Source organism: Klebsiella sp. 10982 (genome assembly GCF_048589245.1).
Classification (GTDB): domain Bacteria; phylum Pseudomonadota; class Gammaproteobacteria; order Enterobacterales; family Enterobacteriaceae; genus Klebsiella; species Klebsiella quasivariicola.
The window spans coordinates 67,099-92,120 of sequence record NZ_JBMAXV010000020.1 but is presented as its reverse complement, the minus strand read 5'-3'; the positions used below and the strand labels follow the sequence as shown (position 1 = coordinate 92,120).

The 25,022-nt window shown below is 55.9% G+C and carries 24 protein-coding genes and 2 pseudogenes; 11 read left to right on the top strand and 15 right to left on the bottom strand.

Features of this window, described 5'->3' with window-relative positions; all coding sequences use genetic code 11:
- Positions 1-18: 18 nt before the first annotated feature.
- The 4 genes and pseudogenes from ACKLKD_RS16190 to ACKLKD_RS16175 all read left to right on the top strand — a co-directional run.
- Positions 19-447 (top strand): annotated as a pseudogene (locus tag ACKLKD_RS16190) (VirK/YbjX family protein); the annotation flags it as partial.
- Positions 448-550: 103 nt separating this feature from the next.
- Positions 551-694 (top strand): Ecr family regulatory small membrane protein, encoded by a 144-nt coding sequence (locus ACKLKD_RS16185; RefSeq protein WP_042929055.1) that lies wholly within the window; start codon positions 551-553, stop codon positions 692-694.
- 221 nt (positions 695-915) lie between these two features.
- Positions 916-2,052: pseudogene (locus ACKLKD_RS16180) on the top strand (DDE-type integrase/transposase/recombinase).
- Positions 2,053-2,326: 274 nt separating this feature from the next.
- Positions 2,327-3,289 (top strand): glycosyltransferase, encoded by a 963-nt coding sequence (locus ACKLKD_RS16175; protein WP_025711084.1) that lies wholly within the window; start codon positions 2,327-2,329, stop codon positions 3,287-3,289.
- A gap of 629 nt (positions 3,290-3,918) precedes the next feature.
- Here the strand turns inward: ACKLKD_RS16175 and ACKLKD_RS16170 are convergent.
- The 3 genes from ACKLKD_RS16170 to yobA are packed head-to-tail and all read right to left on the bottom strand — an operon-like array spanning position 3,919 to position 5,519.
- Complete coding sequence (locus tag ACKLKD_RS16170; protein ID WP_002911404.1) at positions 3,919-4,257, bottom strand: YebY family protein; 339 nt, start codon at positions 4,255-4,257, stop codon at positions 3,919-3,921.
- A gap of 16 nt (positions 4,258-4,273) precedes the next feature.
- Complete coding sequence (gene copD, locus ACKLKD_RS16165) at positions 4,274-5,143, bottom strand: copper homeostasis membrane protein CopD (RefSeq protein ID WP_087805307.1); 870 nt, start codon at positions 5,141-5,143, stop codon at positions 4,274-4,276.
- Between the two features lies 1 nt (position 5,144).
- Positions 5,145-5,519 carry a CopC domain-containing protein YobA gene (gene yobA, locus ACKLKD_RS16160; RefSeq protein ID WP_025711086.1) on the bottom strand — a complete coding sequence of 125 codons (375 nt, stop codon included), beginning with the start codon at positions 5,517-5,519 and terminating at the stop codon, positions 5,145-5,147.
- 113 nt (positions 5,520-5,632) lie between these two features.
- On the opposite strand from yobA, the gene ACKLKD_RS16155 reads away from it, so the two are divergent.
- The gene (locus tag ACKLKD_RS16155) at positions 5,633-5,863 is read left to right on the top strand and encodes a DNA polymerase III subunit theta (RefSeq protein WP_002911406.1); all 231 of its coding nucleotides are present in this window, start codon (positions 5,633-5,635) and stop codon (positions 5,861-5,863) included.
- 78 nt (positions 5,864-5,941) lie between these two features.
- On the top strand, positions 5,942-6,601 hold the full coding sequence (exoX, locus tag ACKLKD_RS16150; protein ID WP_025711087.1) for an exodeoxyribonuclease X: 660 nt from the start codon (positions 5,942-5,944) through the stop codon (positions 6,599-6,601).
- A gap of 3 nt (positions 6,602-6,604) precedes the next feature.
- On the opposite strand, the gene ptrB is transcribed toward exoX, so the two are convergent.
- The 3 genes from ptrB to ACKLKD_RS16135 form a co-directional block, all read right to left on the bottom strand.
- Entirely contained in the window at positions 6,605-8,665 is a 2,061-nt protein-coding gene (gene ptrB, locus ACKLKD_RS16145) for an oligopeptidase B (RefSeq protein ID WP_042929056.1), read from the bottom strand.
- 120 nt (positions 8,666-8,785) lie between these two features.
- Entirely contained in the window at positions 8,786-9,451 is a 666-nt protein-coding gene (locus ACKLKD_RS16140) for a tellurite resistance TerB family protein (RefSeq protein WP_025711089.1), read from the bottom strand.
- A 140-nt stretch (positions 9,452-9,591) separates the two neighbouring features.
- Complete coding sequence (locus ACKLKD_RS16135; protein WP_080896662.1) at positions 9,592-9,939, bottom strand: YebG family protein; 348 nt, start codon at positions 9,937-9,939, stop codon at positions 9,592-9,594.
- 135 nt (positions 9,940-10,074) lie between these two features.
- Here ACKLKD_RS16135 and purT point away from each other — a divergent pair, with 135 nt between their 5' ends.
- Positions 10,075-11,253, top strand: coding sequence for a formate-dependent phosphoribosylglycinamide formyltransferase (purT, locus tag ACKLKD_RS16130; RefSeq protein WP_080896661.1), 1,179 nt, complete (start codon positions 10,075-10,077; stop codon positions 11,251-11,253).
- 57 nt (positions 11,254-11,310) lie between these two features.
- Here purT and ACKLKD_RS16125 read toward each other — a convergent pair whose 3' ends face one another.
- The 4 genes from ACKLKD_RS16125 to ACKLKD_RS16110 all read right to left on the bottom strand — a co-directional run bounded on the left by ACKLKD_RS16125 (position 11,311) and on the right by ACKLKD_RS16110 (position 15,660).
- Positions 11,311-11,952 (bottom strand): bifunctional 4-hydroxy-2-oxoglutarate aldolase/2-dehydro-3-deoxy-phosphogluconate aldolase, encoded by a 642-nt coding sequence (locus ACKLKD_RS16125; RefSeq protein WP_002911423.1) that lies wholly within the window; start codon positions 11,950-11,952, stop codon positions 11,311-11,313.
- Positions 11,953-11,990: 38 nt separating this feature from the next.
- Positions 11,991-13,802, bottom strand: coding sequence for a phosphogluconate dehydratase (gene edd, locus ACKLKD_RS16120; protein ID WP_025711091.1), 1,812 nt, complete (start codon positions 13,800-13,802; stop codon positions 11,991-11,993).
- A gap of 222 nt (positions 13,803-14,024) precedes the next feature.
- A complete protein-coding gene (zwf, locus tag ACKLKD_RS16115) occupies positions 14,025-15,500 on the bottom strand; it encodes a glucose-6-phosphate dehydrogenase (RefSeq protein ID WP_025711092.1) in 1,476 nt (491 codons plus the stop codon).
- Between the two features lie 10 nt (positions 15,501-15,510).
- Positions 15,511-15,660, bottom strand: coding sequence for a hypothetical protein (locus ACKLKD_RS16110; protein ID WP_042929057.1), 150 nt, complete (start codon positions 15,658-15,660; stop codon positions 15,511-15,513).
- A 159-nt stretch (positions 15,661-15,819) separates the two neighbouring features.
- Between ACKLKD_RS16110 and ACKLKD_RS16105 the strand changes: the two genes are divergently transcribed.
- Together ACKLKD_RS16105 and pyk are read left to right on the top strand one after the other, a co-directional pair.
- A complete protein-coding gene (locus tag ACKLKD_RS16105) occupies positions 15,820-16,725 on the top strand; it encodes a MurR/RpiR family transcriptional regulator (RefSeq protein ID WP_025711093.1) in 906 nt (301 codons plus the stop codon).
- Between the two features lie 125 nt (positions 16,726-16,850).
- Positions 16,851-18,293 carry a pyruvate kinase gene (gene pyk / locus ACKLKD_RS16100; protein WP_025711094.1) on the top strand — a complete coding sequence of 481 codons (1,443 nt, stop codon included), beginning with the start codon at positions 16,851-16,853 and terminating at the stop codon, positions 18,291-18,293.
- 41 nt (positions 18,294-18,334) lie between these two features.
- Here pyk and lpxM read toward each other — a convergent pair whose 3' ends face one another.
- From lpxM to znuA, 3 genes are all read right to left on the bottom strand, one after another.
- Complete coding sequence (gene lpxM / locus ACKLKD_RS16095) at positions 18,335-19,309, bottom strand: lauroyl-Kdo(2)-lipid IV(A) myristoyltransferase (RefSeq protein ID WP_025711095.1); 975 nt, start codon at positions 19,307-19,309, stop codon at positions 18,335-18,337.
- A gap of 117 nt (positions 19,310-19,426) precedes the next feature.
- Positions 19,427-20,746 carry a murein DD-endopeptidase MepM gene (gene mepM, locus ACKLKD_RS16090; protein WP_025711096.1) on the bottom strand — a complete coding sequence of 440 codons (1,320 nt, stop codon included), beginning with the start codon at positions 20,744-20,746 and terminating at the stop codon, positions 19,427-19,429.
- Positions 20,747-20,761: 15 nt separating this feature from the next.
- Positions 20,762-21,706 (bottom strand): zinc ABC transporter substrate-binding protein ZnuA, encoded by a 945-nt coding sequence (gene znuA / locus ACKLKD_RS16085; RefSeq protein ID WP_025711097.1) that lies wholly within the window; start codon positions 21,704-21,706, stop codon positions 20,762-20,764.
- A gap of 111 nt (positions 21,707-21,817) precedes the next feature.
- Here znuA and znuC point away from each other — a divergent pair, with 111 nt between their 5' ends.
- Both znuC and znuB read left to right on the top strand, forming a co-directional pair.
- Positions 21,818-22,537 carry a zinc ABC transporter ATP-binding protein ZnuC gene (gene znuC, locus ACKLKD_RS16080; protein ID WP_250098844.1) on the top strand — a complete coding sequence of 240 codons (720 nt, stop codon included), beginning with the start codon at positions 21,818-21,820 and terminating at the stop codon, positions 22,535-22,537.
- Positions 22,537-23,322, top strand: coding sequence for a zinc ABC transporter permease subunit ZnuB (gene znuB / locus ACKLKD_RS16075; RefSeq protein WP_025711099.1), 786 nt, complete (start codon positions 22,537-22,539; stop codon positions 23,320-23,322). The genes znuC and znuB overlap by 1 nt, the downstream gene beginning before the upstream one ends.
- Before the next feature lie 63 nt (positions 23,323-23,385).
- On the opposite strand, the gene ruvB is transcribed toward znuB, so the two are convergent.
- Together ruvB and ruvA are read right to left on the bottom strand one after the other, a co-directional pair.
- A complete protein-coding gene (gene ruvB, locus ACKLKD_RS16070; protein WP_004148860.1) occupies positions 23,386-24,396 on the bottom strand; it encodes a Holliday junction branch migration DNA helicase RuvB in 1,011 nt (336 codons plus the stop codon).
- Positions 24,397-24,404: 8 nt separating this feature from the next.
- The gene (gene ruvA / locus ACKLKD_RS16065) at positions 24,405-25,016 is read right to left on the bottom strand and encodes a Holliday junction branch migration protein RuvA (RefSeq protein WP_002911454.1); all 612 of its coding nucleotides are present in this window, start codon (positions 25,014-25,016) and stop codon (positions 24,405-24,407) included.
- Positions 25,017-25,022 lie beyond the last annotated feature (6 nt).

The following is a 25,022-nucleotide window of genomic DNA, read 5'->3' as shown; positions in this document are numbered from 1 at the left end:
TTAATATCTGTGTGAACTTACACATTAATCATCGGCGGTCTGCAGGGACCGCGACGCCACGTTTCCCATGACGTGATTAAGCAGGCGACACGCGCCTGCTATGGCTTGTTCCCAAAGCGTCTGCTGCTGGAGTTTATCTGGCTACTGGCTGCCCGCAGCCATATCGAGTCGATCTACGGTGTCAGCGATAATGGTCATGTGTTCCGCGCGCTTCGCTATCGCCTGAGCAAGGGGCGCCATTTCCATGCCAGCTATGACGAGTTCTGGCAGTCCATCGATGGCAAGCGGGAAAGCGCCTGGCGCTGGCAGTTGCCGCTGGGTCTGGAAAGAAAATCGCTGGAGAGCATCGCCAGTAAAAAACGGGCCGAATACCGACGTCGATTCCAGTTGCTGGATCAGTTGACTGAGCAGGTGGCAATATTGACGCAACCGCGCCACCGTGCTTGAATTTCACTGCCTGTAACGCCGCGCTGACACGCGGCGTTTGCTTATTCGGTCCTTATTTCGCTACTATCATGGCCCCTGGCGCCATTGGATAGTAGGTGGCAAGATGAGTAAAACCGAAATGTTCCTGCTGATTATTCTTGCCATCATTCTGGTTGGCTGCATATGGTTTATTTTCAGCGATGAAATTTGGCTTTTACTCTGCTATCTCGAAAGTCAGATATACCCCACTTTTAGCGTTCCTGAATAAATTTATGTGTTGGGAAAAAGCCTTTTTGCCTATTATTTTATCCACACGCTTGTGCTGAGAGCGCTAATCGCATGAATTGCCAAACCGAGTAGATTTTGCTTATTTTATTTATCATACAAATATGTATACTAGCAGACTTCCGATGTTGGCCCGCCAGTTAACCTGCACGCCGGGCCTGTTTAGGTGCAGGTTTTTTCTTTTCGTCTTCCCTTCCCCAAGTCATGCGCAGCAAGCGTTATCCTGAAGCGTTTAAAAGTGAAGCAGTCGAACAGGATGTTGATCGTGCCCATTCTGTTTCCAGTATTGAAACACGTCTCAATGGCACTACCCCTAGTCGCTATACCTGGATAAAGACGCACGGGCCGGACTCGTCCACCAACAAATAGCATTCAGAGGCTCAGGTCGAGAGCCGCCGACTCCAGAATAAACCGAAGCGGATTACTGACGAGCGGGACAGATTAAAACACCGCGGTGTACTTCACGAAGCTGTTCGACTGAGGGACGTCTTTACCGGTGACAACTTCTGATCCAGGCCTGTTCGTCTACTTTGTCGGGTGGGGAATGATCATCCGAGCTGGTTTTACATCTGATTTTAGCAGCCGTATTCACCGCAGCATTAGGCGGTTCTGAGGCTGACGGACAAATCAAAAAAGTTCTGCCTGGAATCCGGCTACGTCTATGGTTATCGCACCATCTCTCTCGACCTGCGAGATAGCGGGCAATATTGCAGGATAAACCCGGTCTGGCGGTTGAAGACGCGTGCAGGGATAAAGACTCTGAAGGGGGGGGTACCGAAGCCCATGAGCGCGTAAAGGGGAAACCAGTATCGTAGCACTCAACAGACTCAAGCGGCGGTTCATCCCGGATGAACTGGATGAATCTTGGATAAGGAAAATCGCTTACATCCGAACCACCAAAGGCTGATTGTATTTTGATTGTTGGCCTGCTCATACACAACGTTATCAGCTGGTCAATATAACCCGCTGGAAAGGATATTGCCCTGTATATACCTTTGCTGGCCGTGTGGCGTCGTAATCCCCAAAACCCGGCGCAGGTTCTTTCTGATCACGGTAGTCAGTACGCAAGCCATGAGTGGCAGTCGCTGCGGAAATCATCCGGTCTGCGGGGCAGTATGAGCCGTCGCGGTAACTGTCACGGCAACGCAGTGGGAGAAATATGCCACCGCCTGAACCGCGAACCGATAAAGTAAAAAATCTACGGAACACGGGAAGCAGCGCGCAGCGATATTTTTATTATGTCGAAATGTTCTATAACCGTAAGCGCGGCATAGTTCGCATCATCAGGTGTTATCGACAGAATATGAAAATCAATATTATCAATTACTCAGAAGTGTCTAAATTAGACATGGCGCTTCACTTTTCCATTATTCAATATGGTGACTTATATTATTTGACTACCATTCAAAGTAATTTTTTATTTCAAAACTAGAGACAAAGGTTGCTTTTCCGCTGGACATGAAATCATCCTATGCAAGGGCATTAGTCTTAAAACAGGCGGAGTCTTCGATTTTTTATTGATTATCCATATAGCCTCTCTATGGAAATTCATCTATAATGCTGACATGAATAACAAAAACATCCTTAACAATGTTCGCGGGAAATTGTAATTAAGATGAAATTCTCAGTAATTATTCCAGCATTCAATGCTGAACTTTATATAGAAGAATGCATTCAGTCGGTTCTTGACAATGCGTGTCATGATATAGAAATCATCATTATAAACGATGGTTCCACCGATCGAACAGGGGATATCATCAACTCTTTTAAAGATGATTTTATTCATAAAATCCACACTGAAAATAAGGGACAATCCGCTGCCAGGAATACTGGCATTAATAAAGCAACTGGTGATTACATCCTTTTTTTAGACAGCGATGACAAACTTAACAAAAAAACCTTACATAGGTTGCTGGAGGTCATATCTGAAAGTAAGGCAGACGTTATTTTATTCGAGTCAGACGTTTTCTTTGATGATGAACTGTTAACAACCAAGTTCAATCCCATCTATGAAAGGGCACAGTCATTAGCAGATAAAGCACTCACCGGCGTTGAGTTTTTTAAAACAGCAATGAATGAAAACAATTATATAGTAAGCCCTTGTCTATATACATTCAAAAAAGAGTTTTCCCAGGATATAAAGTTTAAGGAAGGAATCATTCATGAGGATAACATATTCACTACGATGTTACTTCTGCATAACAATCCGTCGGTATATTGCATCAAAGAAAAGCTTTATCAAAGACGAGTACGGCATGGTTCCGTTATGACTCAGAAAAAAGGTGACAATCACCTTAATGGCTACTATGCATGTGTATCTGAATTAATAAACAACCCACCCAACAATCATTTACTGGCTCTCCCTGAATATAATAAATTCCTCACACATATGCTTGATTGTTTTAAATACACCAATCTGGATATTGCCAGGCAATATAAAGATGAGATGAGACAAATGCAAATTCAACATGAGAGTGAAATTAATGAGATCAAAAGTCATATTTCAGCATTAAAACAGTCCTCATCATGGAAGATTACAGCTCCGCTAAGGAAAATAAAAGATATCATCAAAAAGTGATTTTTTTAAAGAGTATGCATTACGCATACTCTTTAATGTTGATTTCGCCGCGTATTCCCGCTCGGCCTGCGGGGTTACTGGAGATGAGATTAGCGTTCAAAGAAAAGTACCCAGCCAGACCACCCAACGAATCGGAAGACTCATAGCGCAAAAGCGCTAAGCAGTGGTCAATTTTAGTATGCCACAACAAAGTACTGTCTGGATGAACATGATAAAAAATCGTTCGTTATGCTCTGAATTTTATGTAAAAGGAATGTTAGAGCGCGTTTTGTTGTGTTATAAGTGGATTCGACCGCAATGTGGAAACTGGGGAAAAGTTCGCATAATCTCGGTCACACCCTTGTAGATCTCTGATATCTATGGGGAATAAAAAGAGACCGAATACGATTCCTGTATTCGGTCCAGGGAAATGGCTCTTGGGAGAGAGCCGTGCGCTAAAAGTTGGCATTAATGCAGGCTAAGTCGCCTTGCACTATAAGAATAGTTTAACGCGTCAGCTTTTCCAGTCCGTGGCCAATGTGACCACATAATTCATGGAAAAGGGCCGCCAGTTAGACAAAAAACCGCCACAGCCGCTAGCCGGCAATGGCGGTTTTTTTTATGCTATTACAGGAAGATAGTACAAAAATTTAGCAGAGCTTCTGCGCTCGTTCGATAAACGGGGCGAGGCTCATTTTTTGTCCTGGATGCTGCGGATCGTCGATCTGGATCACTGAGATCGGCTGCGCGGTGGTTTTCCCGGCTTTGACCTGCTGTTCAGCCACCTCATTAAGCGGATACTGGACCAGCGTGCTCGGGTTGATAGCGTAGAGCGCATTACCCGGACGACAGGTCAACATCACCTCCTCACGATTAAATGCCCAGCTTTCTTTCCCCACCTCAAAGCGGCTTACCGTGATAATTTGCGGCGCCGCCAGAGCAGCGCCGGAGCTTGCCAGTAACAACATGGTCAGAACAATTTTTTTCATGATTTTGCCAGTTAATTCAATAAGGTTCCCAGGTGGCAAACAGACTAACGGCCAGTAGCGCCAGCGCGCCTAAACCCATCTCTGCCTGTGTGGTTCGCAGGATCAGGTTTTCCGCCCGCGAACCGCTTGCCGACATGCGTGGTACCAGAACATACCTGTTCACTAACGCAATTGCCACCATCCCGGCGACCAGCGCACATTTGATCAACAGCATCCGTCCCCATGGAGAGGCGCCAACCATTCCCCCCTGGATCAACAGCGCATTGATCACACCGCTGGCAATCGTGCCGGCGACGGCCAGATGCCCGTAGCGTGAAAAGCGCGCCATGGTATAGACCGCCGCCCGCCGCCAGCGCCCCTGCGTGAGGCGCAGACAATAGATGAAGGGCAACAGACCGCCGAACCAGCTGGCAGCGCAGAAGAGATGCAACGCATGATTGGTCCGCTGCAGGGCGCCAAGGAGACCCTCGTGCATAGCAGCATGCCCTACTCCGGCGGAAAGCAGCAGCTGGGCCGCCAGAAGCGCCACCAGCTGTCGGGCACCATGACGGGGGCGGATCCATACCACGGCGAAAGCGATCCATGCCAGCAGGATCTGCCAGATCCATACCCCACCAAAGCGGGTACCCGCCACTGCCTGCCAGACGGCGGGCTGCCAGACGTCCGTCCAGCCGTCGCCCATTATGCCTCCCTGCAGCAAATACAGCCCCGCCGTTGAGAGCGCGCCGATCAACATCACCGGGCGTAACAGGGGGTAAAAGCGCTGCATCAGCAGGCGTCGCAGCGTCACCGGCGCCCACCACGCGCCGTACAGCACGCAGCCAAAAGCCAGTATCAGGGTGAAAAAGTGCGCAAAGCGTAGCGTGATATAGAGCCCGGTCAGCATTTTACTTCACGCTAAAGGTGTATTGCCCCTTGGTTTTATGGCCATCCACCGAGACCACATGCCATGACACGGAGTACTCCCCCGGCGACAAGGTTTCCGCCAGGGGTATGGTGACCTGCGCGGGATTATCGGCATGACGGGTCAGTTTTCCGGTGGCAACCGCGCGCTGCTGCGGACCCGTGATGGTCACGCCGCTGAACGCGGGTTCTATCCCTTCAGAGAAACTGAGCGTCAACGACTGCGGGGCGGCTGTCAGCTGGGCACCGGCGGCGGGGGTCTGCTGTTGCAGGTGAGCGTGGGCGAAGGCGCCTGCCGCGGTTAACATACCGGCAAACGCAACGGAGAGGCGCAACGCGCGTCCAGCGAGGAGTCGCATATTCGTCATTCCCTTTTGTTATGTCTGTAGCACAGAGAATAACCCTGTATAATGGCAGAGTCGAGCTAAGCGTCAGCGACTCGACCGGGTTTACCAGCACACTGGAGTAGATAATGGAAAGAAATCTGGCCAAAATTTCGCAAGATGAGATGGATAAAGTCAACGTCGATCTCGCCGCCGCCGGCGTCGCCTTTAAAGAGCGATACAACATGCCGGTGGTCGCTGATTTGGTCGAACGCGAGCAGCCGGCCCATCTGCGCGACTGGTTTCGGGAACGGCTGATCGCCCATCGGCTGGCCTCTGTCTCTCTTTCCCGACTGCCGTGGGAGCCGAAACAGAAATAATGCGCGCTCGCCTGCTCGTCGTCGGTTGGCAAGACCGGTCAATTCCTTTACGCTTATCGTTTTGCTCTGGAGCGAGCCATGCTGCGCGTCATTGATACCGAAACCTGCGGCCTGCAGGGGGGCATCGTCGAAATCGCCTCGGTCGATATTGTCGACGGACAAATCACCAACCCAATGAGCCATCTGGTGCGCCCCGATCGCCCCATCAGCCCGCAGGCGATGGCCATCCATCGTATAACGGAAGAGATGGTTGCCAATAAGCCGTGGATTGAGGAGATTATTCCGCACTATCATGGTAGCCCGTGGTATGTCGCGCATAACGCCAGTTTTGACCGCCGGGTGTTACCGGAGATGCATGGCGAGTGGATCTGCACGATGAAGCTGGCCCGCCGCCTGTGGCCAGGGATCAAATACAGCAATATGGGGCTATATAAATCACGGAAGCTAAACGTGACGACCCCGCCGGGGCTGCATCATCACCGCGCGCTGTATGACTGTTATATTACCGCTGCGCTGCTGCTGGATATCATCAACGTTTCCGGCTGGACGCCTGACGAAATGGCCGATATTACCGGCCGCCCGGCGCTGCTCACTACCTTTACCTTCGGTAAATACCGGGGTAAAGCGGTCGCCGAAATTGCTGAAAACGACCCCGGCTATCTGCGCTGGTTATTCAACAATCTCGACCGCATGAGCCCCGAGCTGCGCCTGACGCTTAAGCATTACCTCGGGGAATAGCCCCTACACTGCCGCTTTGCCCGGCAGTGTGCCCTGCGCCAGGGCGATGAAAAAGGCGTACTCGAGCGCCACCCCTTCATAGCTTTTGAAGCGACCGGATTTGCCGCCGTGCCCGGAATCCATATCGGTGCAGAGCAGCAGCAGGTTATCGTCCGTTTTCAGTTCCCGCAGTTTGGCCACCCATTTGGCCGGCTCCCAGTATTGCACCTGGGAATCGTGCAGCCCGGTGGTCACCAGCATATGCGGATAAGCCTGCGCCCGCACGCCGTCGTAAGGACTGTAGCTTTTCATATAACGATAATAGGTCTCATCCTGCGGATTCCCCCACTCTTCAAATTCCCCCGTGGTCAGCGGAATAGTTTCATCCAGCATGGTGGTCACCACGTCAACGAACGGCACCTGGGCTATCACGCCATGAAACAGCTCTGGACGTTCATTTACGGCCACGCCCATCAGCATGCCGCCTGCACTGCCGCCCATGCCATAGCAGAGCTGCGGATCGCCGTACCCCTGCGCCAGCAGCGCATCGCAGACGTCCAGATAGTCGTTAAAGGTATTTTTCTTGCACAGGAATTTACCGTCCTCATACCACTGCTGCCCCAGTTCGCCACCGCCGCGGACGTGGGCGATGGCGTAGACAAAGCCGCGGTTAAGCAGACTCAGCCGGCTGGCGCTGAAATCGGCATCAATACTCTCACCATATGAGCCATAGCCATAGACCAGCAGCGGATTGTTCCCTTTACGAAAATGGTCGCGATGGTAGACCAGCGAAACCGGGACTTCGACGCCATCGCGAGCCGTCACCCACAGGTGTTCACTCTGGTAACAGCGCGTGTCAAGCCCCTTCACCTCCTGCTGCTTGATGACCCGCCGTTCACCGGTATCCATATCCAGTTCAAACAGGGTGTCCGGGGTGGTCATGGAGGAATAGCCATAGCGCAGGCGCGACGTTTCGGGTTCCGGATTATAGGCAAGCCAGGTGACATAGGCCGGATCGTCAAAGGCGATCCCCACTACCTCCCGGGTCTTGCGGTTAATTTGCCGCAGGCTGGTCAGGCCGCGCTGGCGCTCTTCAACAACCAGCCAGTCGGTAAACAGCGTAAATCCTTCGAGCATCACGTCATGACGTGGAGGGATCAGCGTGGTCCACTGCTCTTCATCGCGCAGTACGGTACGGTAGAGACCAAAATTCTTTCCGTCCCGGTTGGATCGCAGATAGAAGGCATGCTGATAGTGATCGAGGCTATATTCGTGATCTTTACGCCGCGGCAGGAAACAGACCGGCTCGGCGTCCGGCAGCTCGGCGTTGAGCAGCAGCACTTCGCTGGTGGTGGCGCTGGAAAGATAAATCACCACGAACTGCTGAGAGGTGGTTTTATGCACGCTGACGTAGAAGGTCTCCTCTTTTTCCTCGTAGATCAGCGCGTCGTTCTGCGCCGGAGTGCCGACAGTGTGGCGCCAGACCTGATAAGGAAGCAGCGTAGTCGGATGTTTACGCACATACCACACAAAGCGTGAATCGTTGCTCCAGGCAAATCCGGAGGTGACATTTTCGATAATTTCCGGATACCACTCCCCACTGCTGAGTTCGCAGAAACGCAGGCCATACTGGCGACGGGAAAGGTAATCCTCCGCCACGGCCATCAGCTGGTTGTTCGGCGCGATGCCCAGCCCGCCCAGCGTGTAGAACTCGCTCTTCGCCGCCCGCTGGTTGCCGTCGAGCAGGATTTCCCACTCGTCCCACTCCTCTTTCAGCACCGACTGCCGCTGGTAGATAGCGTATTCGCAGCCTGGCTCATATACCTGACGGTAGCGAAAGCCATTTTTACTGTAGGGGGCGGAGACTTCCCGCTGCGGGATGCGGTCGATAATCTCTTTCAGCAGACGTTCCTGCAGATTGAGCTGCGAATCCATCACTTCCTTGCCGTAGGCGTTTTCCGCGTGCAGGTATTCCAGCACGTCAGGTCGCGCACGCTCATCGTCGCGCAGCCAGTAGTAGTTATCGATGCGTGTATCGCCATGCAAGGTCATGGCGTGCGGGATCCGTTTGGCTTTAGGTGGCATGTTATTCTTCTGCTGCTTTATCGTGACACAAGTGCATTCAGGGCGCACGGTGGCGCCTGAATGATGACGTGTCTATAAGGGTGGCAAAAGACGCGGGCGATGCAAGCGAAACGTGATAATTTAACCGCTTAGCGCTTGTTTTTGTGACTGGATATCCTGTTCGATGTCGGCCCGCACATCTTTTGGCAATGCCAGAGCCTCTCCCAGCGCGTTCAGATAGCTGCGCTCCATAAAATGGTCGATATCAATCACCGCGCAGCTGAGGTAATAGATCTCCAGCGCCTCCTGCGGATCAACAATGCCCTCTGCCAGACGCTGCGGATCCAACGGCTGGGCCAGCGCCTGGTCAATCAATACCCGGGCCTGAACGTCAATATTGGCCGCCCGCAGCTGGGTTTCAATATTCGCCCGCTCGTGGTCATCAATATGGCCGTCGCTTTTCGCGGCAAACACCAAGGCCGTAATCAGCCGTACGCTTCGCGGATCGACATCCGCCGGCACCGCAGTCGTTTCAGGGACAGATCCGGGTGCGGGCGTGTGCTGAGCGCGCATTTTCTGCTGATACTTGTTCCACAATACCGTGCCTGCCACCGCCCCGCCGCCTGCCAGCAGCGCGCTGGTGCCATATTTCGCCAGCAGTTTGCGTGACGATTTGCTGGCCACCAGCAGTCCGGCCAGCCCACCGATGGCGCCGGGTAGTAAGGCGCTTCCTGTTGACGACTCGCCAGTCGGTGACGCGCCCTTCTGCCCAAGCAGCGACTGCAGTTGATTTAGCCAGTTAGCCATGGTTTTCCTCTCAGGTGACAAACACTGTTATCAGCCTAAACGACGCGATGTCAGGAAATGTTAGACGTGGCTAAAGATGCGCAAAGGTGGGCGCGGCAGACGGCTTCCTGCCCCCTCAGCCGATGGCTGGCCGCCGCTAATCAGGCCGCTTTGCCTTTGCGCGCTTTGGCAACCGGCACGGCGTCATCATCCGCCGAAGAAGTCTCGCCGGCCGCCGCCGGTGCGGGGACGTCGTGCGCGGGCGTATCATGCTCCGGCAGTCGGCCGACGCGCAGAATATGCTGCAGCGCCTCTTTTCGCTCTGCCAGCCACATCGCCATGGTATCGCGCTGGGCGTCATCCATCTCCAGCGGCGATGCCACCAGCCAGTCATTCAGCACCTCTGCCAGATCGAGCATTTTGTCGTAAGCGTCGGCCTCTTTTTTGCTGGCAAAAGACATTTTTTCCTCACCTTCGCGGATCACCACATATTTAATTTCAACCGCCATGCTGCAGCCTCTCAATACTGTATTTTTATACAGTATAACAAATTTCCTCTGCGGACTCAACTCACGCGCGTAAAGACAGACGCAAACGTTTTCGTTTATAATCGTGGCCATCTTTTTTTACTGCGGAAGAGAGTTATGACTGTATTAGGCACCGCGCTGCGCCCGGCAGCCACCAAAGTAATGCTGTTAGGTTCCGGCGAGCTGGGCAAGGAAGTCGCCATTGAATGTCAGCGTCTGGGCATTGAAACTATCGCCGTCGACCGCTACCCCGATGCCCCGGCGATGCAGGTCGCCCACCGCGCTCACGTCATCAATATGCTGCACGGCGAGAGCCTGCGCGCCCTGATTGAACAGGAAAAACCCGATTACATCGTGCCTGAGATCGAAGCGATAGCCACCGATACCCTGGTCGAACTCGAGCAGGCCGGGCAGAAAGTGGTCCCCACGGCGCGGGCGGCAAAGCTCACCATGAACCGCGAAGGCATTCGCCGCCTGGCGGCAGAAGAGCTGCAGCTTCCTACCTCCCGCTATCGTTTTGCCGACAGCGAAGACGGCTTCCGCGCGGCGGTTACCGAGATCGGTTTGCCGTGCATCGTCAAACCGGTGATGAGCTCCTCCGGCAAAGGCCAGAGCTTTATCCGCTCGGCTGACCAGCTCAGCGAAGCCTGGCGTTATGCGCAACAAGGCGGCCGCGCCGGCGCCGGGCGCGTGATTGTTGAAGGGGTGGTGAATTTCGATTTCGAAATTACCCTGCTCACCGTCAGCGCCGTCGATGGCGTGCATTTCTGCGCCCCGGTTGGTCATCGTCAGGAAGACGGCGACTATCGTGAATCCTGGCAGCCGCAGCAGATGAGCGACCTGGCCCTCGAACGTGCCCAGACCATCGCCCGCAAGGTAGTGCTGGCGCTGGGCGGTCATGGCTTGTTCGGCGTGGAGCTGTTCGTTTGCGGCGACGAGGTGATCTTTAGTGAAGTCTCCCCTCGCCCACACGACACCGGCATGGTCACGCTGATCTCGCAGGATCTCTCGGAATTCGCCCTGCACGTTCGCGCCTTCCTTGGACTGCCCGTCGGCGCCATCCGCCAGTATGGCCCGGCCGCCTCCGCGGTGATCCTTCCGCAGCTGACCAGCCAGAACGTCCGCTTTGGCCAGCTACAGTCAGCCGTCGGGGCTGGCCTGCAGCTGCGTCTGTTCGGCAAGCCGGAGATCGACGGCACCCGCCGCCTGGGGGTGACCCTCGCCGTTGCCGATTCGGTTGAGGAGGCTGTAGTACGGGCTAAAACCGCCGCCGCTGCGGTCATCGTCGAAGGCTAAAGACAAAAAAACCCGGTCGCGTTGCCGCTGACCGGGTTGTTGACCTTGAGGCGCCGTTTACTTCGCGCCTTCCACCGCTTCACGCGCCAGGGTGGTGATGCGATCGTAGTCACCGGCTTCCAGCGCGTCGGCTGGCACCAGCCAGGAACCACCGATGCACAGCACGCTGTTCAGCGCCAGATAGTCACGGTAGTTAGCCGGAGAGATACCGCCGGTCGGGCAGAAGCGAATGTGGCCGAACGGACCCGCAATCGCCTGCAGGGCTTTCACGCCGCCGTTGGCTTCCGCCGGGAAGAATTTAAACTCTTTCAGACCATACTGCATACCCAGCATCAGCTCGGACACCGTGCTGATCCCCGGGATCAGCGGAATGGTGCCGTCTTCGGTCGCCGCTTTCAGCAGGGATTCGGTCAGCCCCGGGCTGATAGCGAACTGCGCGCCAGCTTCCGTCACCGCTTTCAGTTGCTCAACGTTGGTGACTGTGCCCGCGCCGACAATCGCGTCCGGCACTTCTTTAGCAATCGCGCGGATCGCTTCCAGGGCGCACTCGGTGCGCAGGGTGACTTCCAGCACGCGCACGCCGCCCGCGACCAGCGCTTTCGCCATCGGTACCGCGTGCTCCAGCTTTTTCACTACGATAACCGGGACAACCGGACCGGAGGTGAGGATTGCTTCTGCTGTTGTTTTCCAGTTTTTCATCAGGATTTTCTCTCGCCAGATCTAGAAATTAAATCGTCTTAAAAAGTGATGCAGGTTGCGCCCTGCTCCGCGCCAGAGAGCTTCTCACGCAGCGCCCCAAACATCTCCCGACCGGTTCCCACGCGCGACGCGCTGAGGTCAGGGATATGCGGCTGACGCGCCGCCAGTTCGGCATCCTCCACCAGCAGCGTCAGTTCCCCCGTCTGCCCGTTCACGCGAATAAGATCGCCATCGCGCACTTTCGCCAGCAGCCCACCGTCGTACGCTTCAGGCGTGACGTGGATGGCTGAGGGGACTTTACCGGAGGCGCCAGAGAGTCGGCCATCGGTCACCAGCGCTATTTTGAAACGGCGGTCCAATAATACACCAAGTGGCGGCATAAGTTTATGTAATTCTGGCATCCCGTTCGCTTTTGGTCCCTGATGACGGACCACCACTACGCAATCTTTGTCCAGCAGACCCGCTTCAAAGGCCGGCAACACGTCGTGCTGGCTCTCGAACACCACCGCCGGCGCTTCGATCACCTGGTTCTCTACCGGAACGGCTGAGGTTTTCATCACCGCACGTCCCAGGTTACCGCTCAGCACTTTGGTGCCGCCGTGACGGGAGAACGGTTTTTCGAAAGTGGCGATGACCTGGTCGTCCAGCGGCGCTGTCGCCCCTTCACGCCAGTCCAGCTCGCCGTTATTCAGCCATGGCTCCAGGGTGTAGCGTGACAGACCGAAGCCGGCTACGGTGTGAACATCCTCATGCAGCAGGCCGCCTTTCAGCAGTTCGCGCACCAGTACCGGAACGCCGCCCGCTGCCTGGAAGTGGTTGATATCCGCCGGGCCGTTGGGATAGAGGCGCGCCAGCAGCGGCACCACGTCGGACAGGTCGGAAAAATCATCCCAGTTAATGATGATCCCTGCCGCGCGAGCCATCGCCACCAGGTGCATGGTGTGGTTGGTGGACCCCCCGGTCGCCAGCAGCGCCACGATACCGTTGACCACCACTTTTTCGTCGAACATTTTCCCCAGCGGCATCCACTCGTTGCCATTGCCGGTCATGCGGGTGACCTGGCGCGCGGCGGCGGCGGTCAGCGCTTCACGCAGCGGGGCATCCGGATGGACAAAAGAGGAGCCCGGCAGCTGCATGCCCATAAACTCGACCACCATCTGGTTGGTATTCGCCGTGCCGTAGAAAGTACAGGTCCCCGGCGCGTGGTACGAGGCAGCTTCGGACTCCAGCAGCGCCATACGATCCACTTTACCTTCCGCGTACAGCTGGCGAATGCGGACCTTCTCTTTATTAGCCAGGCCGCTGGCCATTGGACCGGACGGAATAAAGACCGACGGCAGATGGCCGAAAGAGAGCGCTGCCATGGTCAGGCCGGGGACAATTTTATCGCACACGCCGAGGTACAGCGCGCCGTCGAACATGTTATGCGACAGACCAATGGCAGCGGACATGGCGATCACTTCGCGGCTCAGTAAAGAGAGCTCCATCCCGTCCTGCCCCTGGGTTACGCCATCGCACATCGCCGGCACGCCACCGGCCACCTGGCCGACCGCATTGGCGCTATGCAGCGCTTTACGGATGATGTCCGGATAGTGTTCATAGGGCTGGTGAGCGGACAACATATCGTTGTAGGACGTGATGATGGCGATATTGTTGCGCAACATGCTTTTCAGGGAGGCTTTGTCTTCCGCCTGGCAGGCCGCGAAACCGTGAGCCAGGTTGCCGCAGGCCAGTTGCGCACGATGCACGGTGTCGGTTTTAGCCTGGTTAATCCTTGCGAGGTAAGCCGCGCGGGTATCACGCGACCGTTCGATAATGCGATTTGTTACCCGTAACATTGTCGGATTCATAAAGGCTCCTCAAATTTTTATCTGTCCGGCCGCTGCGTGATGACGTATTTTTGTGCTAAAGGCCACCAACACCAGCGCTCAGGGGCAAAATGTCTGAAAGCAGTGTAATAAAAAAAGCCCCGTGGGTGAATCCTCACGGGGCTTAAAAGATTAAAAAGCATGCGACTTTCTGCGTCAGATCATGTTACCGGTAAAATAACCCTGACGGATTAGCCCGCAGGCTTATTCAAACTCGTTCCACGAACGGCCGTCGCGGGTGATCATCGCCACTGACGCAACCGGTCCCCAGGTCCCGGCCTGATACGGTTTCGGCGCATCGCGATCGGCAGCCCAGGCTTCGGTGATGGAATCCACCCACTTCCACGCCTCTTCCACTTCATCACGACGCACAAACAGCGCCTGGATGCCACGCATGGTCTCCAGCAGCAGACGTTCATAAGCATCGGCCAGGTGCGTCTGGTTGAAGGTTTCGGAGTAGCTCAGATCCAGCTTGGTGATCTGCAGGTTATGCTTATGGTCGAGTCCAGGCACTTTGTTCAGTACCTGGATATCCACCCCTTCGTCCGGCTGCAGACGAATGGTCAGCTTGTTCTGCGGCAGCTCCTGCCAGGTTTCTTTAAACAGGTTAAGTTCCGGCGTTTTGAAGTAAACCACGACCTCAGAGCATTTGGTTGGCAGACGTTTGCCGGTACGCAGATAGAACGGTACGCCAGCCCAGCGCCAGTTATCGATATCGACGCGGATCGCCACGAAGGTTTCGGTGTTACTGGTTTTGTTGGCGCCCTCTTCTTCGAGGTAGCCCGGCACTTTTTTGCCCTGGGCAAAGCCGGCGGTGTACTGGCCGCGAACGGTTTTCTCACGCACATTGGAGCGATCAATGCGGCGCAGGGATTTCAGTACCTTAACCTTTTCATCGCGGATGCTGTCGGCGCTGAGATCGGACGGCGGCGACATGGCAATCATGCACAGGATCTGCAGCAGGTGGTTCTGGATCATGTCGCGCATCTGCCCGGCCTGGTCAAAGTAACCCCAGCGCCCTTCAATGCCCACCTCTTCTGCCACGGTGATTTCAACATGATCGATGGTACGGCAGTCCCAGTTATTGACGAACAGGGAGTTGGCAAAGCGCAACGCCAGCAGGTTGAGGACCGTCTCTTTGCCGAGATAGTGGTCGATACGATAGACCTGGCACTCTTCAAAAAACTCGCCGACCTGGTCGTTGATTTCACGGGACGTTTCCAGCGAGGTGCCCAGCGGCTTTTCCATCACCACGCGCGCAGGTTTGGCATTGAGCTTCGCTTCGCCCAGCCCTTTGCAAATTGCGCCAAAGGTGCTCGGCGGCATGGCGAAATAGTTGATGGTGACACGGTTCTCTTGATCCAGCATTTCGCCCAGGCGAGTGAAGCCGCTGGTGTCATTGACGTCAAGATTACAGAACTCCAGACGTCCGCTCAGGGAATCCCACAAACCTTCATCAATTTTTTCCTTCATGAAGGTTTCCAGCGCTTCGCGCACGACTTTGGTGTAAGCCGCGCGATCCCAGTCGGCACGCCCCACGCCAATGATACGGGTGTCAGCGTGGATCTGGCCCGCTTTTTCAAGCTGATACAGGGAAGGCAACAATTTACGTCGCGCCAGGTCGCCCTTCGCGCCGAAAATGACCAGGTCGCATGCCTGGGCCGTTTGCGTTACCGCCATGTCATTCTCCTCAGTTGATAGTCTGGTGCTTTTGCCAGGCTATATTTGTAATTTTCTTACACTGCACTGTACTGTGTTTACGTATTTCCCGAAAGCCTTCCCCTCGGTTTGCGGCGGTAAAACCGCACAGGGTGAAAACATTCGCTGATGATTTGGGCATCTGGCCGTGATTGTTCGTTGTTTGTGCCTGGTTCAGGTCAGTAAAATACGACTCTGATCATGTAATGAAAAAAAACAACATTATTTCACGTCATTCCTCACCGCTGGCGCTTGCGGAGGGGTATATTCTTGCTAAAACGCCCGATGATTTCACCGATTAATGAAATCGTTTCCATTGATGAGCGCCCTGTTACTAATGAACATGCTGGAAAAAATCCAGTCCCGACTGGAACACCTTAGCAAATCTGAACGCAAAGTGGCGGAAGTGATCCTTGCCGCCCCCGCACAGGCCATTCATTCGAGCATCGCCGCCCTCGCCCTTGAGGCCGGGGTGAGCGAACCCACCGTCAATCGCTTCTGTCGCAGTCTGGAAACCCGTGGATTTCCCGACTTCAAACTGCATCTTGCCCAGAGCCTCGCGCACGGCACGCTCTATGTTAACCGGAATGTTGATGAAGACGACAGCGTTGAGTCATACACGGGAAAAATATTCGAATCGGCCATGGCGAGTTTAGACCAGGTCCACCATTCCCTCGACATGTCGGCGGTGAACCGCGCGGTGGATCTGCTGACCCAGGCGAAAAAAATCGCCTTTTTCGGTCTGGGTTCCTCCGCAGCGGTCGCTCATGACGCGATGAACAAGTTTTTCCGCTTTAACGTGCCGGTCATCTATTCCGACGACATTGTCCTGCAACGCATGAGCTGTATGAATTGCGATGACGATGATGTGGTGGTGATTATCTCGCATACCGGAAGAACCAAGAGCCTGGTGGAGCTGGCGCAGCTGGCCCGTGAAAACGATGCCATGGTGATCGCCCTCACTTCCGCCGGTACGCCGCTGGCCCGGGAAGCCACGCTCGCCATTACCCTTGATGTCCCGGAAGATACCGACATCTATATGCCGATGGTCTCCCGTCTGGCCCAGTTGACCGTCATTGATGTGCTAGCGACAGGCTTTACCTTGCGCCGGGGGGCAAAATTCAGAGATAACTTGAAGAGGGTCAAGGAAGCGCTGAAGGAATCGCGTTTTGATAAAGAACCGTTCGTACCCAGTGATAATCAATAAAAGTTGATAACAAGCAGTACCCCATTACACCTTCGATAACGATCCGGCTGTGCGACGTTGCAGGCTGGCGCTACCGAATCCATGTTCACGCAACACCAAAGTTGTATCAGTCAACGGAGTATTACATGTCCAGAAGGCTTCGCAGAACCAAAATCGTCACTACCTTAGGCCCAGCAACGGACCGCGATAACAACCTGGAAAAAGTTATCGCCGCGGGCGCAAACGTAGTACGTATGAACTTCTCTCACGGCACCCCGGAAGATCATCAGCTCCGTGCCGATAAAGTGCGTGAGATTGCGGCAAAACTGGGCCGTCACGTAGCCATCCTCGGCGACCTCCAGGGACCAAAAATCCGCGTATCGACCTTCAAAGAAGGCAAAATTTTCCTCAATATTGGCGATAAATTCCTGCTAGACGCTAACCTGGGTAAAGGCGAAGGCGACAAAGAGAAAGTCGGGATCGACTACAAAGGCCTGCCGGCGGACGTCGTGCCGGGCGATATCCTGCTGCTCGACGATGGTCGCGTGCAGCTGAAAGTCCTCGAAGTGCAGGGGATGAAAGTGTTCACTGAAGTGACCGTCGGCGGCCCGTTGTCTAACAACAAAGGGATCAACAAACTGGGCGGCGGCCTGTCTGCCGAAGCGCTGACTGACAAAGACAAGGCCGATATTGTCACCGCCGCTAAAATCGGCGTCGACTACCTCGCCGTCTCCTTCCCGCGCTGCGGCGAAGACCTCAACTACGCCCGTCGCCTGGCGCGCGATGCCGGCTGCGATGCGAAAATCGTCGCCAAAGTTGAGCGTGCGGAAGCGGTCTGCGATCAGGACGCGATGGACGACGTGATCCTCGCCTCCGATGTGGTGATGGTTGCGCGCGGCGACCTCGGTGTCGAAATCGGCGATCCGGAGCTGGTTGGTATCCAGAAAGCGCTGATTCGTCGTGCTCGTCAGCTGAACCGTTCCGTCATAACCGCTACCCAAATGATGGAGTCGATGATCACCAACCCGATGCCGACCCGCGCGGAAGTCATGGACGTGGCCAACGCCGTGCTGGACGGCACCGACGCGGTGATGCTTTCCGCGGAAACCGCGGCCGGTCAGTACCCGTCAGAAACGGTAGCCGCGATGGCACGCGTCTGTCTGGGCGCCGAAAAAATCCCCAGCCTCAACGTTTCCAAACACCGTCTGGACGTCCAGTTCGACAACGTGGAAGAGGCGATTGCCATGTCGGCAATGTACGCCGCCAACCATCTGAAAGGCATCACCGCCATCATCACCATGACCGAATCGGGCCGTACCGCGCTGATGACCTCGCGCATCAGTTCCGGCCTGCCGATTTTCGCCCTTTCCCGTCACGAACGCACCCTGAACCTGACCGCGCTCTACCGCGGGGTAACGCCGGTATTCTTCGACAGCCAGAATGACGGGGTGGCCGCCGCGCACGATGCCGTCAATCTGCTACGGGACAAAGGCTACCTGGTCACTGGCGACCTCGTGGTTGTGACCCAGGGCGACGTGATGAGCACCATCGGCAGCACCAACACTACGCGTATCCTCACCGTAGAATAAGCGCCGCCAGCGACAAAAAAGCCTCCTGACGGAGGCTTTTTTTATTTTTTCTTCGGATACAGCTCTTTGCGCTTGTAGGGCTCGATTTCACCCGGCTTACGCGTCTTCAGTAGCTTCAGGATCCAGGTATATTGCTCGGTATGCGGCTTAACAAACACCTCCACCTCTTCGTTCATTCGCCGGGCAATCGTCGTATCGTCAGCGTCCAGCAGGTCGTCCATCGGCGGACGGACCAGCACCGTCAGGCGATGCGTCTTGCCATCGTAGACCGGGAACAGCGGTACCACGCGGGCGCGGCATACCTTCATTAAACGGCCAATCGCCGGCAGCGTGGCCTTGTAGGTGGCAAAGAAATCCACAAACTCACTGTGCTCGGCGCCGTGATCCTGATCGGGCAGATAGTAGCCCCAGTAGCCCTGGCGCACCGACTGGATAAACGGTTTGATCCCATCGTTGCGCGCGTGCATACGCCCGCCAAAACGACGGCGCACGGTATTCCACACGTAATCGAACACCGGGTTACCCTGGTTATGGAACATCGCCGCCATCTTCTGCCCACCGGAGGCCATCAGCATCGCCGGAATATCCACGCCCCAGGCATGTGGAACGAGGAAAATCACCTTCTCGTTATTGCGCTGCATCTCGTCGATGATCTCTTTGCCCTGCCAGTCAACGCGGGCAAGGATTTTCTGCGGATCGCGCAGACCCAGCTCAGCCATCATCACCATCGCCTGTGGCGCCGAGGCATACATGGCGTCGATGATAGCCTCCCGCTCGTGCTCGCTTTTTTCCGGAAAGCAGTACAGCAAATTAATCTGCGCCCGGCGACGCGAGCTTTTTGCCAGACGTCCTACGAAGCGACCGAGTTTGCCAAGGATCGGATCGCGAAAGGAAGGCGGCGTCAGCGCGATGCCAGCGAAGGCAAAGACGCCCAGCCACGCGCCCCAGTAGCGCGGCAGTAAAAAGGATTTCTCAAACTTAGGGATAAACTCAATATTATTTTTTTTCGTTTCCATGCCCAATCCGCAGGTCGACTGCTTAATCAAGATAATGGGATAGTGTAGCGAGACGTTGGATAACCTACAAAAGAAAAAGCCGGCGCCCTGAGGCACCGGCTTTCCACTGACCGGCAGTTAGTCAAACCGCAGCTGCGGAACGACCTCTTTGACCTGCGCCAGGTAATCGGTACGATCGGACCCGCTCAGCCCTTCGGTACGCGGCAGTTTCGCCGTCAGCGGGTTGACCGCCTGCTGGTTGATCCACACTTCATAGTGTAGGTGCGGCCCGGTAGAGCGACCGGTATTCCCTGACAGCGCAATACGATCGCCGCGCTTCACTTTCTGCCCCGGCTTCACCAGCAGTTTACGCAGGTGCATATAGCGGGTGGTATAGGTACGACCGTGGCGGATCGCAACATAATAGCCGGCAGCGCCGCTGCGCTTGGCCACCACCACTTCGCCATCGCCCACCGCCAGCACTGGCGTTCCCTGCGGCATCGCGAAATCGACGCCACGGTGCGGTGCGACGCGGCCGGTCACCGGATTGAGACGACGCGGGTTAAAGTTAGAGGAAACGCGGAACTGACGCGCCGTCGGGAAGCGCATAAAGCCTTTCGCCAGCCCCGTCCCGTTGCGGTCGTAGAATTTGCCGTCTTCGGCGCGGATAGCAAAGTAGTCTTTACCATCGGAGCGCAGACGCACGCCCAGCAGCTGGCTTTGCTCACGTTTGCCGTCGAGCATTTCGCGCGACATCAATACCGAAAATTCGTCGCCTTTCTTCAGCTTACGGAAATCCATCTGCCACTGCATGGCCTTGATCACCGCGCTGATTTCCGTGCTGGTCAGCCCGGCATCACGCGCGCTGGACACAAAGCTGGCGCCGACGGTGCCCTTCAGCACGCTGTTGACCCAGTCGCCTTTCTGCAGCTCGCTGCTCATTTTAAAACCGTTATCCACACGGGTATAGGTGCGGGTTTCGCGGCGGGACATCTCCCAGGTCAGACTCTGCAGATCGCCATCGGCGGTCAGGGTCCAGGAGAGCTGCTGACCAATCTTCAGGTTACGCAGTTCTTTATCGGCGGAGGAGAGCTGGGCGATATCGCCCATATCGATACCGTACTGGTTCAGAATGCTGCTGAGCGTATCGCCGGTCGACACCACGTATTCGTGCCCGCCGGCATCGGTATCGGCTTTTTCGTCGAGTTCATCCTGAGGAATGGCTTCTTCTTCCTGTGGGGCCTGGTCGATCGGCTCGGAGGCTTCCGGCAGCAGGGAGCGGATCTCGCTTTTTTCCAGTTCAATGGTTCTGACGATGGGAGCGGATTCCGGGTGGTAAATGTAGGGTCGCCAGACGGCGACCGCTAAGGTAAGAACGCTAAGCGACCCCAACATGACGCGATGAGGTCGTGGCAAATTGTTGAATGCCTGAGTGACAGCGCGGGCTATCTGTTGCACGTATTCACTTCCTCGTTAATCTCCTTTCAGGCAGCTCGAATACTGATTTGCCAGCTGGGTGAGGAATTGCGGGTAACTCGTTTTACCCAGCGTAATTCCTGTCCCCAGCGGATCCAGGGTTCCCATGCGCACAGACGTGCCCCGGGCAACAGCTTCGATAACTGCTGGCCTGAACTGTGGCTCAGCAAAAACGCAAGTGGCTTTCTGCTCAACCAGTTGTGTTCTGATTTCGTGTAAACGCTGCGCACCGGGCTGTATTTCAGGGTTGACGGTAAAATGCCCCAGCGAGGTCAAACCGTAGTGTTTTTCAAAGTAACCGTAGGCGTCATGAAAAACGAAATAGCCCTTTCCTTTCAGCGGTGCCAGCTCATTGCTCACCTGCTTGTCGGTCTCCGCCAGCGCGGCCTCGAACTGCTGCAGGTTGCTGTCGAGTTTGGCTCGACTCTGCGGCATAAGTTCCAATAATTTATCGTGGATTGCAACCGCCGAAAGCCGCGCTATCTCTGGGGATAACCACAGATGCATATTGTAAATACCGTGATGGTGATCGCCGTCACTTTTTTCTGCTGCGCCATGGTCATGACCCGCATGATCGTCATCGTCGTCCGCGCCGGTGATGAGCAGCGGTTTGACTCCATCCAGTTCGGCAATCGTCACCTTTTTATTCGCCGCAATGCTTTGCGTCGACCTATCCATAAAGGCTTCCATTTCCGGACCAATCCATACCACTAAGTCTGCGTTCTGTAAGCGTTTTACATCAGAAGGACGGAGAGAATAATCATGCTCGGAGGCACCATCAGGGAGCAGTACCTGAGTCTCGGTAACCCCATCGGCGATGGCGGCAGCGATGAAGCCCAGCGGTTTCATGGAGGTGACCACAGCGGCGCTGGCCTGCGGTACCTGCGCGAACAAAAAAACAGCGCTAAGTCCAGCGCAAAGAAGCGTATTTTTATGTAACATAATGCGTCTAGTCATCGAAACGAGTGAGTGTGATGTGATATTATAACATTCACTAGCTTGTGCAACCCCTAAATTACTATGACAAACCTTGTAACGCTGGAAAATGTCTCGGTGGCCTTTGGCCAACGCCGCGTGCTGTCTGACATCTCACTGGCTCTTACGCCAGGCAAAATATTAACGCTGCTGGGCCCGAATGGCGCCGGCAAATCGACCCTTGTACGGGTGGTTCTCGGGCTGGTAGCACCGACAGAGGGTGTGATCAAGCGGGAAGCACGCCTGCGGATCGGCTATGTGCCGCAGAAACTGCATCTGGACGCCACGCTGCCCCTGACCGTCAGCCGCTTTCTGCGTTTGCGTCCTGGCACTCGCAAAGACGACATCCTGCCGGCGCTGAAGCGCGTGCAGGCCGGGCATCTGATTGACGCGCCGATGCAAAAGCTCTCCGGCGGCGAAACCCAGCGCGTGCTGCTGGCCCGCGCCCTGCTCAACCGCCCGCAGCTGCTGGTGCTGGATGAGCCAACCCAGGGCGTTGACGTCAATGGCCAGGTGGCACTCTACGATCTAATCGATCAACTGCGCCATGAACTGGACTGCGCGGTGCTGATGGTATCGCACGACCTGCATCTGGTGATGGCTAAAACCGACGAAGTCCTGTGCCTGAACCAGCATATCTGCTGCTCCGGCGCGCCGGAGGTCGTCTCCATGCACCCGGAGTTTATCTCCATGTTTGGCCCGCGCGGCGCGGAACAGCTGGGGATTTACCGCCACCACCATAATCACCGCCACGATCTTCAGGGGCGAATTGTACTGCGTCGGGGAAACAGCCGCTAATGATTGAACTTCTGTTACCTGGCTGGCTTGCCGGGATGATGCTGGCCTGCGCCGCCGGTCCGCTGGGCTCCTTTGTGGTCTGGCGCCGCATGTCCTATTTTGGCGACACGCTGGCGCATGCTTCGCTGCTCGGCGTCGCTTTCGGTTTATTGCTTAACGTCAATCCGTTCTATGCGGTGATCGCCGTGACCCTGCTGCTGGCCGGCGGGCTGGTGTGGCTGGAAAAACGCCCCCATCTGGCGATCGATACCCTGCTGGGCATCATGGCCCACAGCGCGCTGTCGCTGGGGCTGGTGGTGGTCAGCCTGATGTCTAACGTCCGCGTCGATCTGATGGCGTATCTGTTCGGCGATCTGCTGGCGGTGACGCCGCAGGACCTGATCGCGATTGCCACTGGCGTGGTGATTGTGATAGCCATCCTGCTCTGGCAGTGGCGGAATCTGCTGGCGATGACCATCAGTCCGGACCTGGCGTTTGTCGACGGCGTGAAGCTGCAGCGGGTCAAGCTGCTGTTGATGCTGGTCACCGCCCTGACTATCGGGGTGGCGATGAAGTTCGTCGGGGCGCTGATCATCACTTCCCTGCTGATTATCCCGGCCGCCACCGCCCGCCGTTTTGCCCGCACACCGGAGCAGATGGCCGCCGTGGCGGTGGGCGTGGGCATGCTGGCCGTCACCGGCGGGCTGACCTTCTCGGCCTTCTACGACACCCCGGCCGGGCCGTCGGTGGTGCTGTGTGCCGCCGTGCTGTTTATTCTCAGCATGACGAAAAAAGCCGCCAGCTAATAATGCAAAAGCCCGGTCGCGCTGCTGACCGGGCTTCCTCACTACCTGCGCCACCGCAACACGCTACGGCATTTCCGGCGGCGTAATCCCGAAGTGATTCCAGGCGCGCACCGTCGCCATTCTTCCGCGCGGCGTACGCTGCAGAAATCCCTGCTGGATGAGATAAGGCTCCAGTACATCTTCAATGGTTTCCCGCTCTTCGCCGATCGCGGCGGCGAGGTTATCCAGCCCCACCGGCCCACCAAAGAATTTATCTATCACCGCCAGCAGCAGTTTACGGTCCATATAGTCGAACCCTTCCGCATCGACATTAAGCATATCCAGCGCCTGGGCGGCGATATCGGCAGAGATGGTGCCATCGTGGCGCACTTCCGCGAAGTCGCGCACCCGGCGCAGGAGACGGTTAGCAATACGCGGCGTACCGCGTGAACGGCGGGCCACCTCCAGCGCGCCTTCATCGCTCATCTCCAGCCCCATATGACGGGCGCTGCGGCTGACAATATGCTGTAGATCGGGTATCTGGTAGAACTCCAGACGCTGCACAATGCCGAAGCGGTCGCGCAGCGGCGAGGTCAACGAACCGGCCCGGGTAGTAGCGCCGATCAGGGTAAACGGCGGCAGGTCGATTTTGATGGAGCGCGCCGCCGGACCTTCGCCAATCATAATATCCAGCTGGTAGTCTTCCATCGCCGGATAGAGTACCTCTTCCACCACCGGCGAGAGACGATGGATCTCATCGATAAACAGCACGTCGTGCGGTTCGAGGTTGGTGAGCATCGCGGCGAGATCGCCGGCCTTCTCCAGCACCGGGCCGGAGGTGGTGCGCAGATTCACCCCCATCTCATTGGCGACGATATTGGCCAGGGTGGTTTTGCCCAGCCCTGGCGGGCCAAAAATCAGCAGGTGATCGAGGGCGTCGCCGCGCAGTTTCGCCGCCTGGATAAAGATCTCCATCTGCGAGCGCACCTGCGGCTGACCGACATACTCTGCCAGCAATTTTGGGCGGATGGCGCGGTCAGCAGCCTCTTCAAAGCCGCTGCTGTCTGCCGATACCAGCCGGTCTGCTTCAATCATCCCTTACCTCACAACGCGGCGCGCAGCGCTTCGCGGATTAGCGTTTCACTGTTGGCGTCCGGACGCGCAATCTTGCTTACCATCCGGCTGGCCTCCTGCGGTTTATAGCCCAGCGCGACCAGCGCGGCAACCGCTTCCTGTTCGGCATCGTCTGCCGTCGGGCCTGCCGGCGAGGTCAGCACCAGATCGGCCGCCGGGGTGAACAGATCACCGTGCAGGCCTTTGAAGCGGTCTTTCATTTCGACAATCAGGCGTTCTGCGGTTTTTTTACCAATGCCCGGCAGTTTCACCAGCGAGGCGACTTCTTCCCGTTCAACGGCATTGACGAACTGCTGCGCCGACATGCCGGAGAGGATCGCCAGCGCCAGCTTGGGCCCCACACCGTTGGTTTTAATCAGCTCTTTAAACAGCGTTCGTTCCTGTTTGTTGTTAAAACCATACAGCAGCTGGGCATCTTCACGCACCACAAAATGAGTGAAGACAATTGCCTCCTGCCCGGCCTCCGGCAGCTCATAGAAGCAGGTCATGGGCATATGCACTTCATAGCCGACGCCCGCCGTTTCCAGCAACACCAGCGGGGGTTGTTTTTCGAGAATGATGCCTCTGAGTCTGCCTATCACGTGGGG

Excerpts from the sequence above, each read along its gene's own strand:
- ACKLKD_RS16185 (WP_042929055.1), top strand. The coding sequence starts at position 551 with ATGAGTAAAACCGAAATGTTCCTGCTGATTATTCTTGCCATCATTCTG.
- ruvB (WP_004148860.1), bottom strand. The coding sequence starts at position 24,396 with ATGATTGAAGCAGACCGGCTGGTATCGGCAGACAGCAGCGGCTTTGAA.
- ACKLKD_RS16135 (WP_080896662.1), bottom strand. The coding sequence starts at position 9,939 with ATGGCGGTTGAAATTAAATATGTGGTGATCCGCGAAGGTGAGGAAAAA.
- ACKLKD_RS16175 (WP_025711084.1), top strand. The coding sequence starts at position 2,327 with ATGAAATTCTCAGTAATTATTCCAGCATTCAATGCTGAACTTTATATA.
- znuB (WP_025711099.1), top strand. The coding sequence starts at position 22,537 with ATGATTGAACTTCTGTTACCTGGCTGGCTTGCCGGGATGATGCTGGCC.
- ptrB (WP_042929056.1), bottom strand. The coding sequence starts at position 8,665 with ATGCCACCTAAAGCCAAACGGATCCCGCACGCCATGACCTTGCATGGC.
- ACKLKD_RS16170 (WP_002911404.1), bottom strand. The coding sequence starts at position 4,257 with ATGAAAAAAATTGTTCTGACCATGTTGTTACTGGCAAGCTCCGGCGCT.
- edd (WP_025711091.1), bottom strand. The coding sequence starts at position 13,802 with ATGAATCCGACAATGTTACGGGTAACAAATCGCATTATCGAACGGTCG.
- purT (WP_080896661.1), top strand. The coding sequence starts at position 10,075 with ATGACTGTATTAGGCACCGCGCTGCGCCCGGCAGCCACCAAAGTAATG.
- znuA (WP_025711097.1), bottom strand. The coding sequence starts at position 21,706 with ATGTTACATAAAAATACGCTTCTTTGCGCTGGACTTAGCGCTGTTTTT.
- ACKLKD_RS16125 (WP_002911423.1), bottom strand. The coding sequence starts at position 11,952 with ATGAAAAACTGGAAAACAACAGCAGAAGCAATCCTCACCTCCGGTCCG.
- ACKLKD_RS16110 (WP_042929057.1), bottom strand. The coding sequence starts at position 15,660 with ATGCCCAAATCATCAGCGAATGTTTTCACCCTGTGCGGTTTTACCGCC.
- zwf (WP_025711092.1), bottom strand. The coding sequence starts at position 15,500 with ATGGCGGTAACGCAAACGGCCCAGGCATGCGACCTGGTCATTTTCGGC.
- yobA (WP_025711086.1), bottom strand. The coding sequence starts at position 5,519 with ATGCGACTCCTCGCTGGACGCGCGTTGCGCCTCTCCGTTGCGTTTGCC.
- copD (WP_087805307.1), bottom strand. The coding sequence starts at position 5,143 with ATGCTGACCGGGCTCTATATCACGCTACGCTTTGCGCACTTTTTCACC.
- exoX (WP_025711087.1), top strand. The coding sequence starts at position 5,942 with ATGCTGCGCGTCATTGATACCGAAACCTGCGGCCTGCAGGGGGGCATC.
- ACKLKD_RS16105 (WP_025711093.1), top strand. The coding sequence starts at position 15,820 with ATGAAATCGTTTCCATTGATGAGCGCCCTGTTACTAATGAACATGCTG.
- pyk (WP_025711094.1), top strand. The coding sequence starts at position 16,851 with ATGTCCAGAAGGCTTCGCAGAACCAAAATCGTCACTACCTTAGGCCCA.
- ACKLKD_RS16155 (WP_002911406.1), top strand. The coding sequence starts at position 5,633 with ATGGAAAGAAATCTGGCCAAAATTTCGCAAGATGAGATGGATAAAGTC.
- lpxM (WP_025711095.1), bottom strand. The coding sequence starts at position 19,309 with ATGGAAACGAAAAAAAATAATATTGAGTTTATCCCTAAGTTTGAGAAA.
- ACKLKD_RS16140 (WP_025711089.1), bottom strand. The coding sequence starts at position 9,451 with ATGGCTAACTGGCTAAATCAACTGCAGTCGCTGCTTGGGCAGAAGGGC.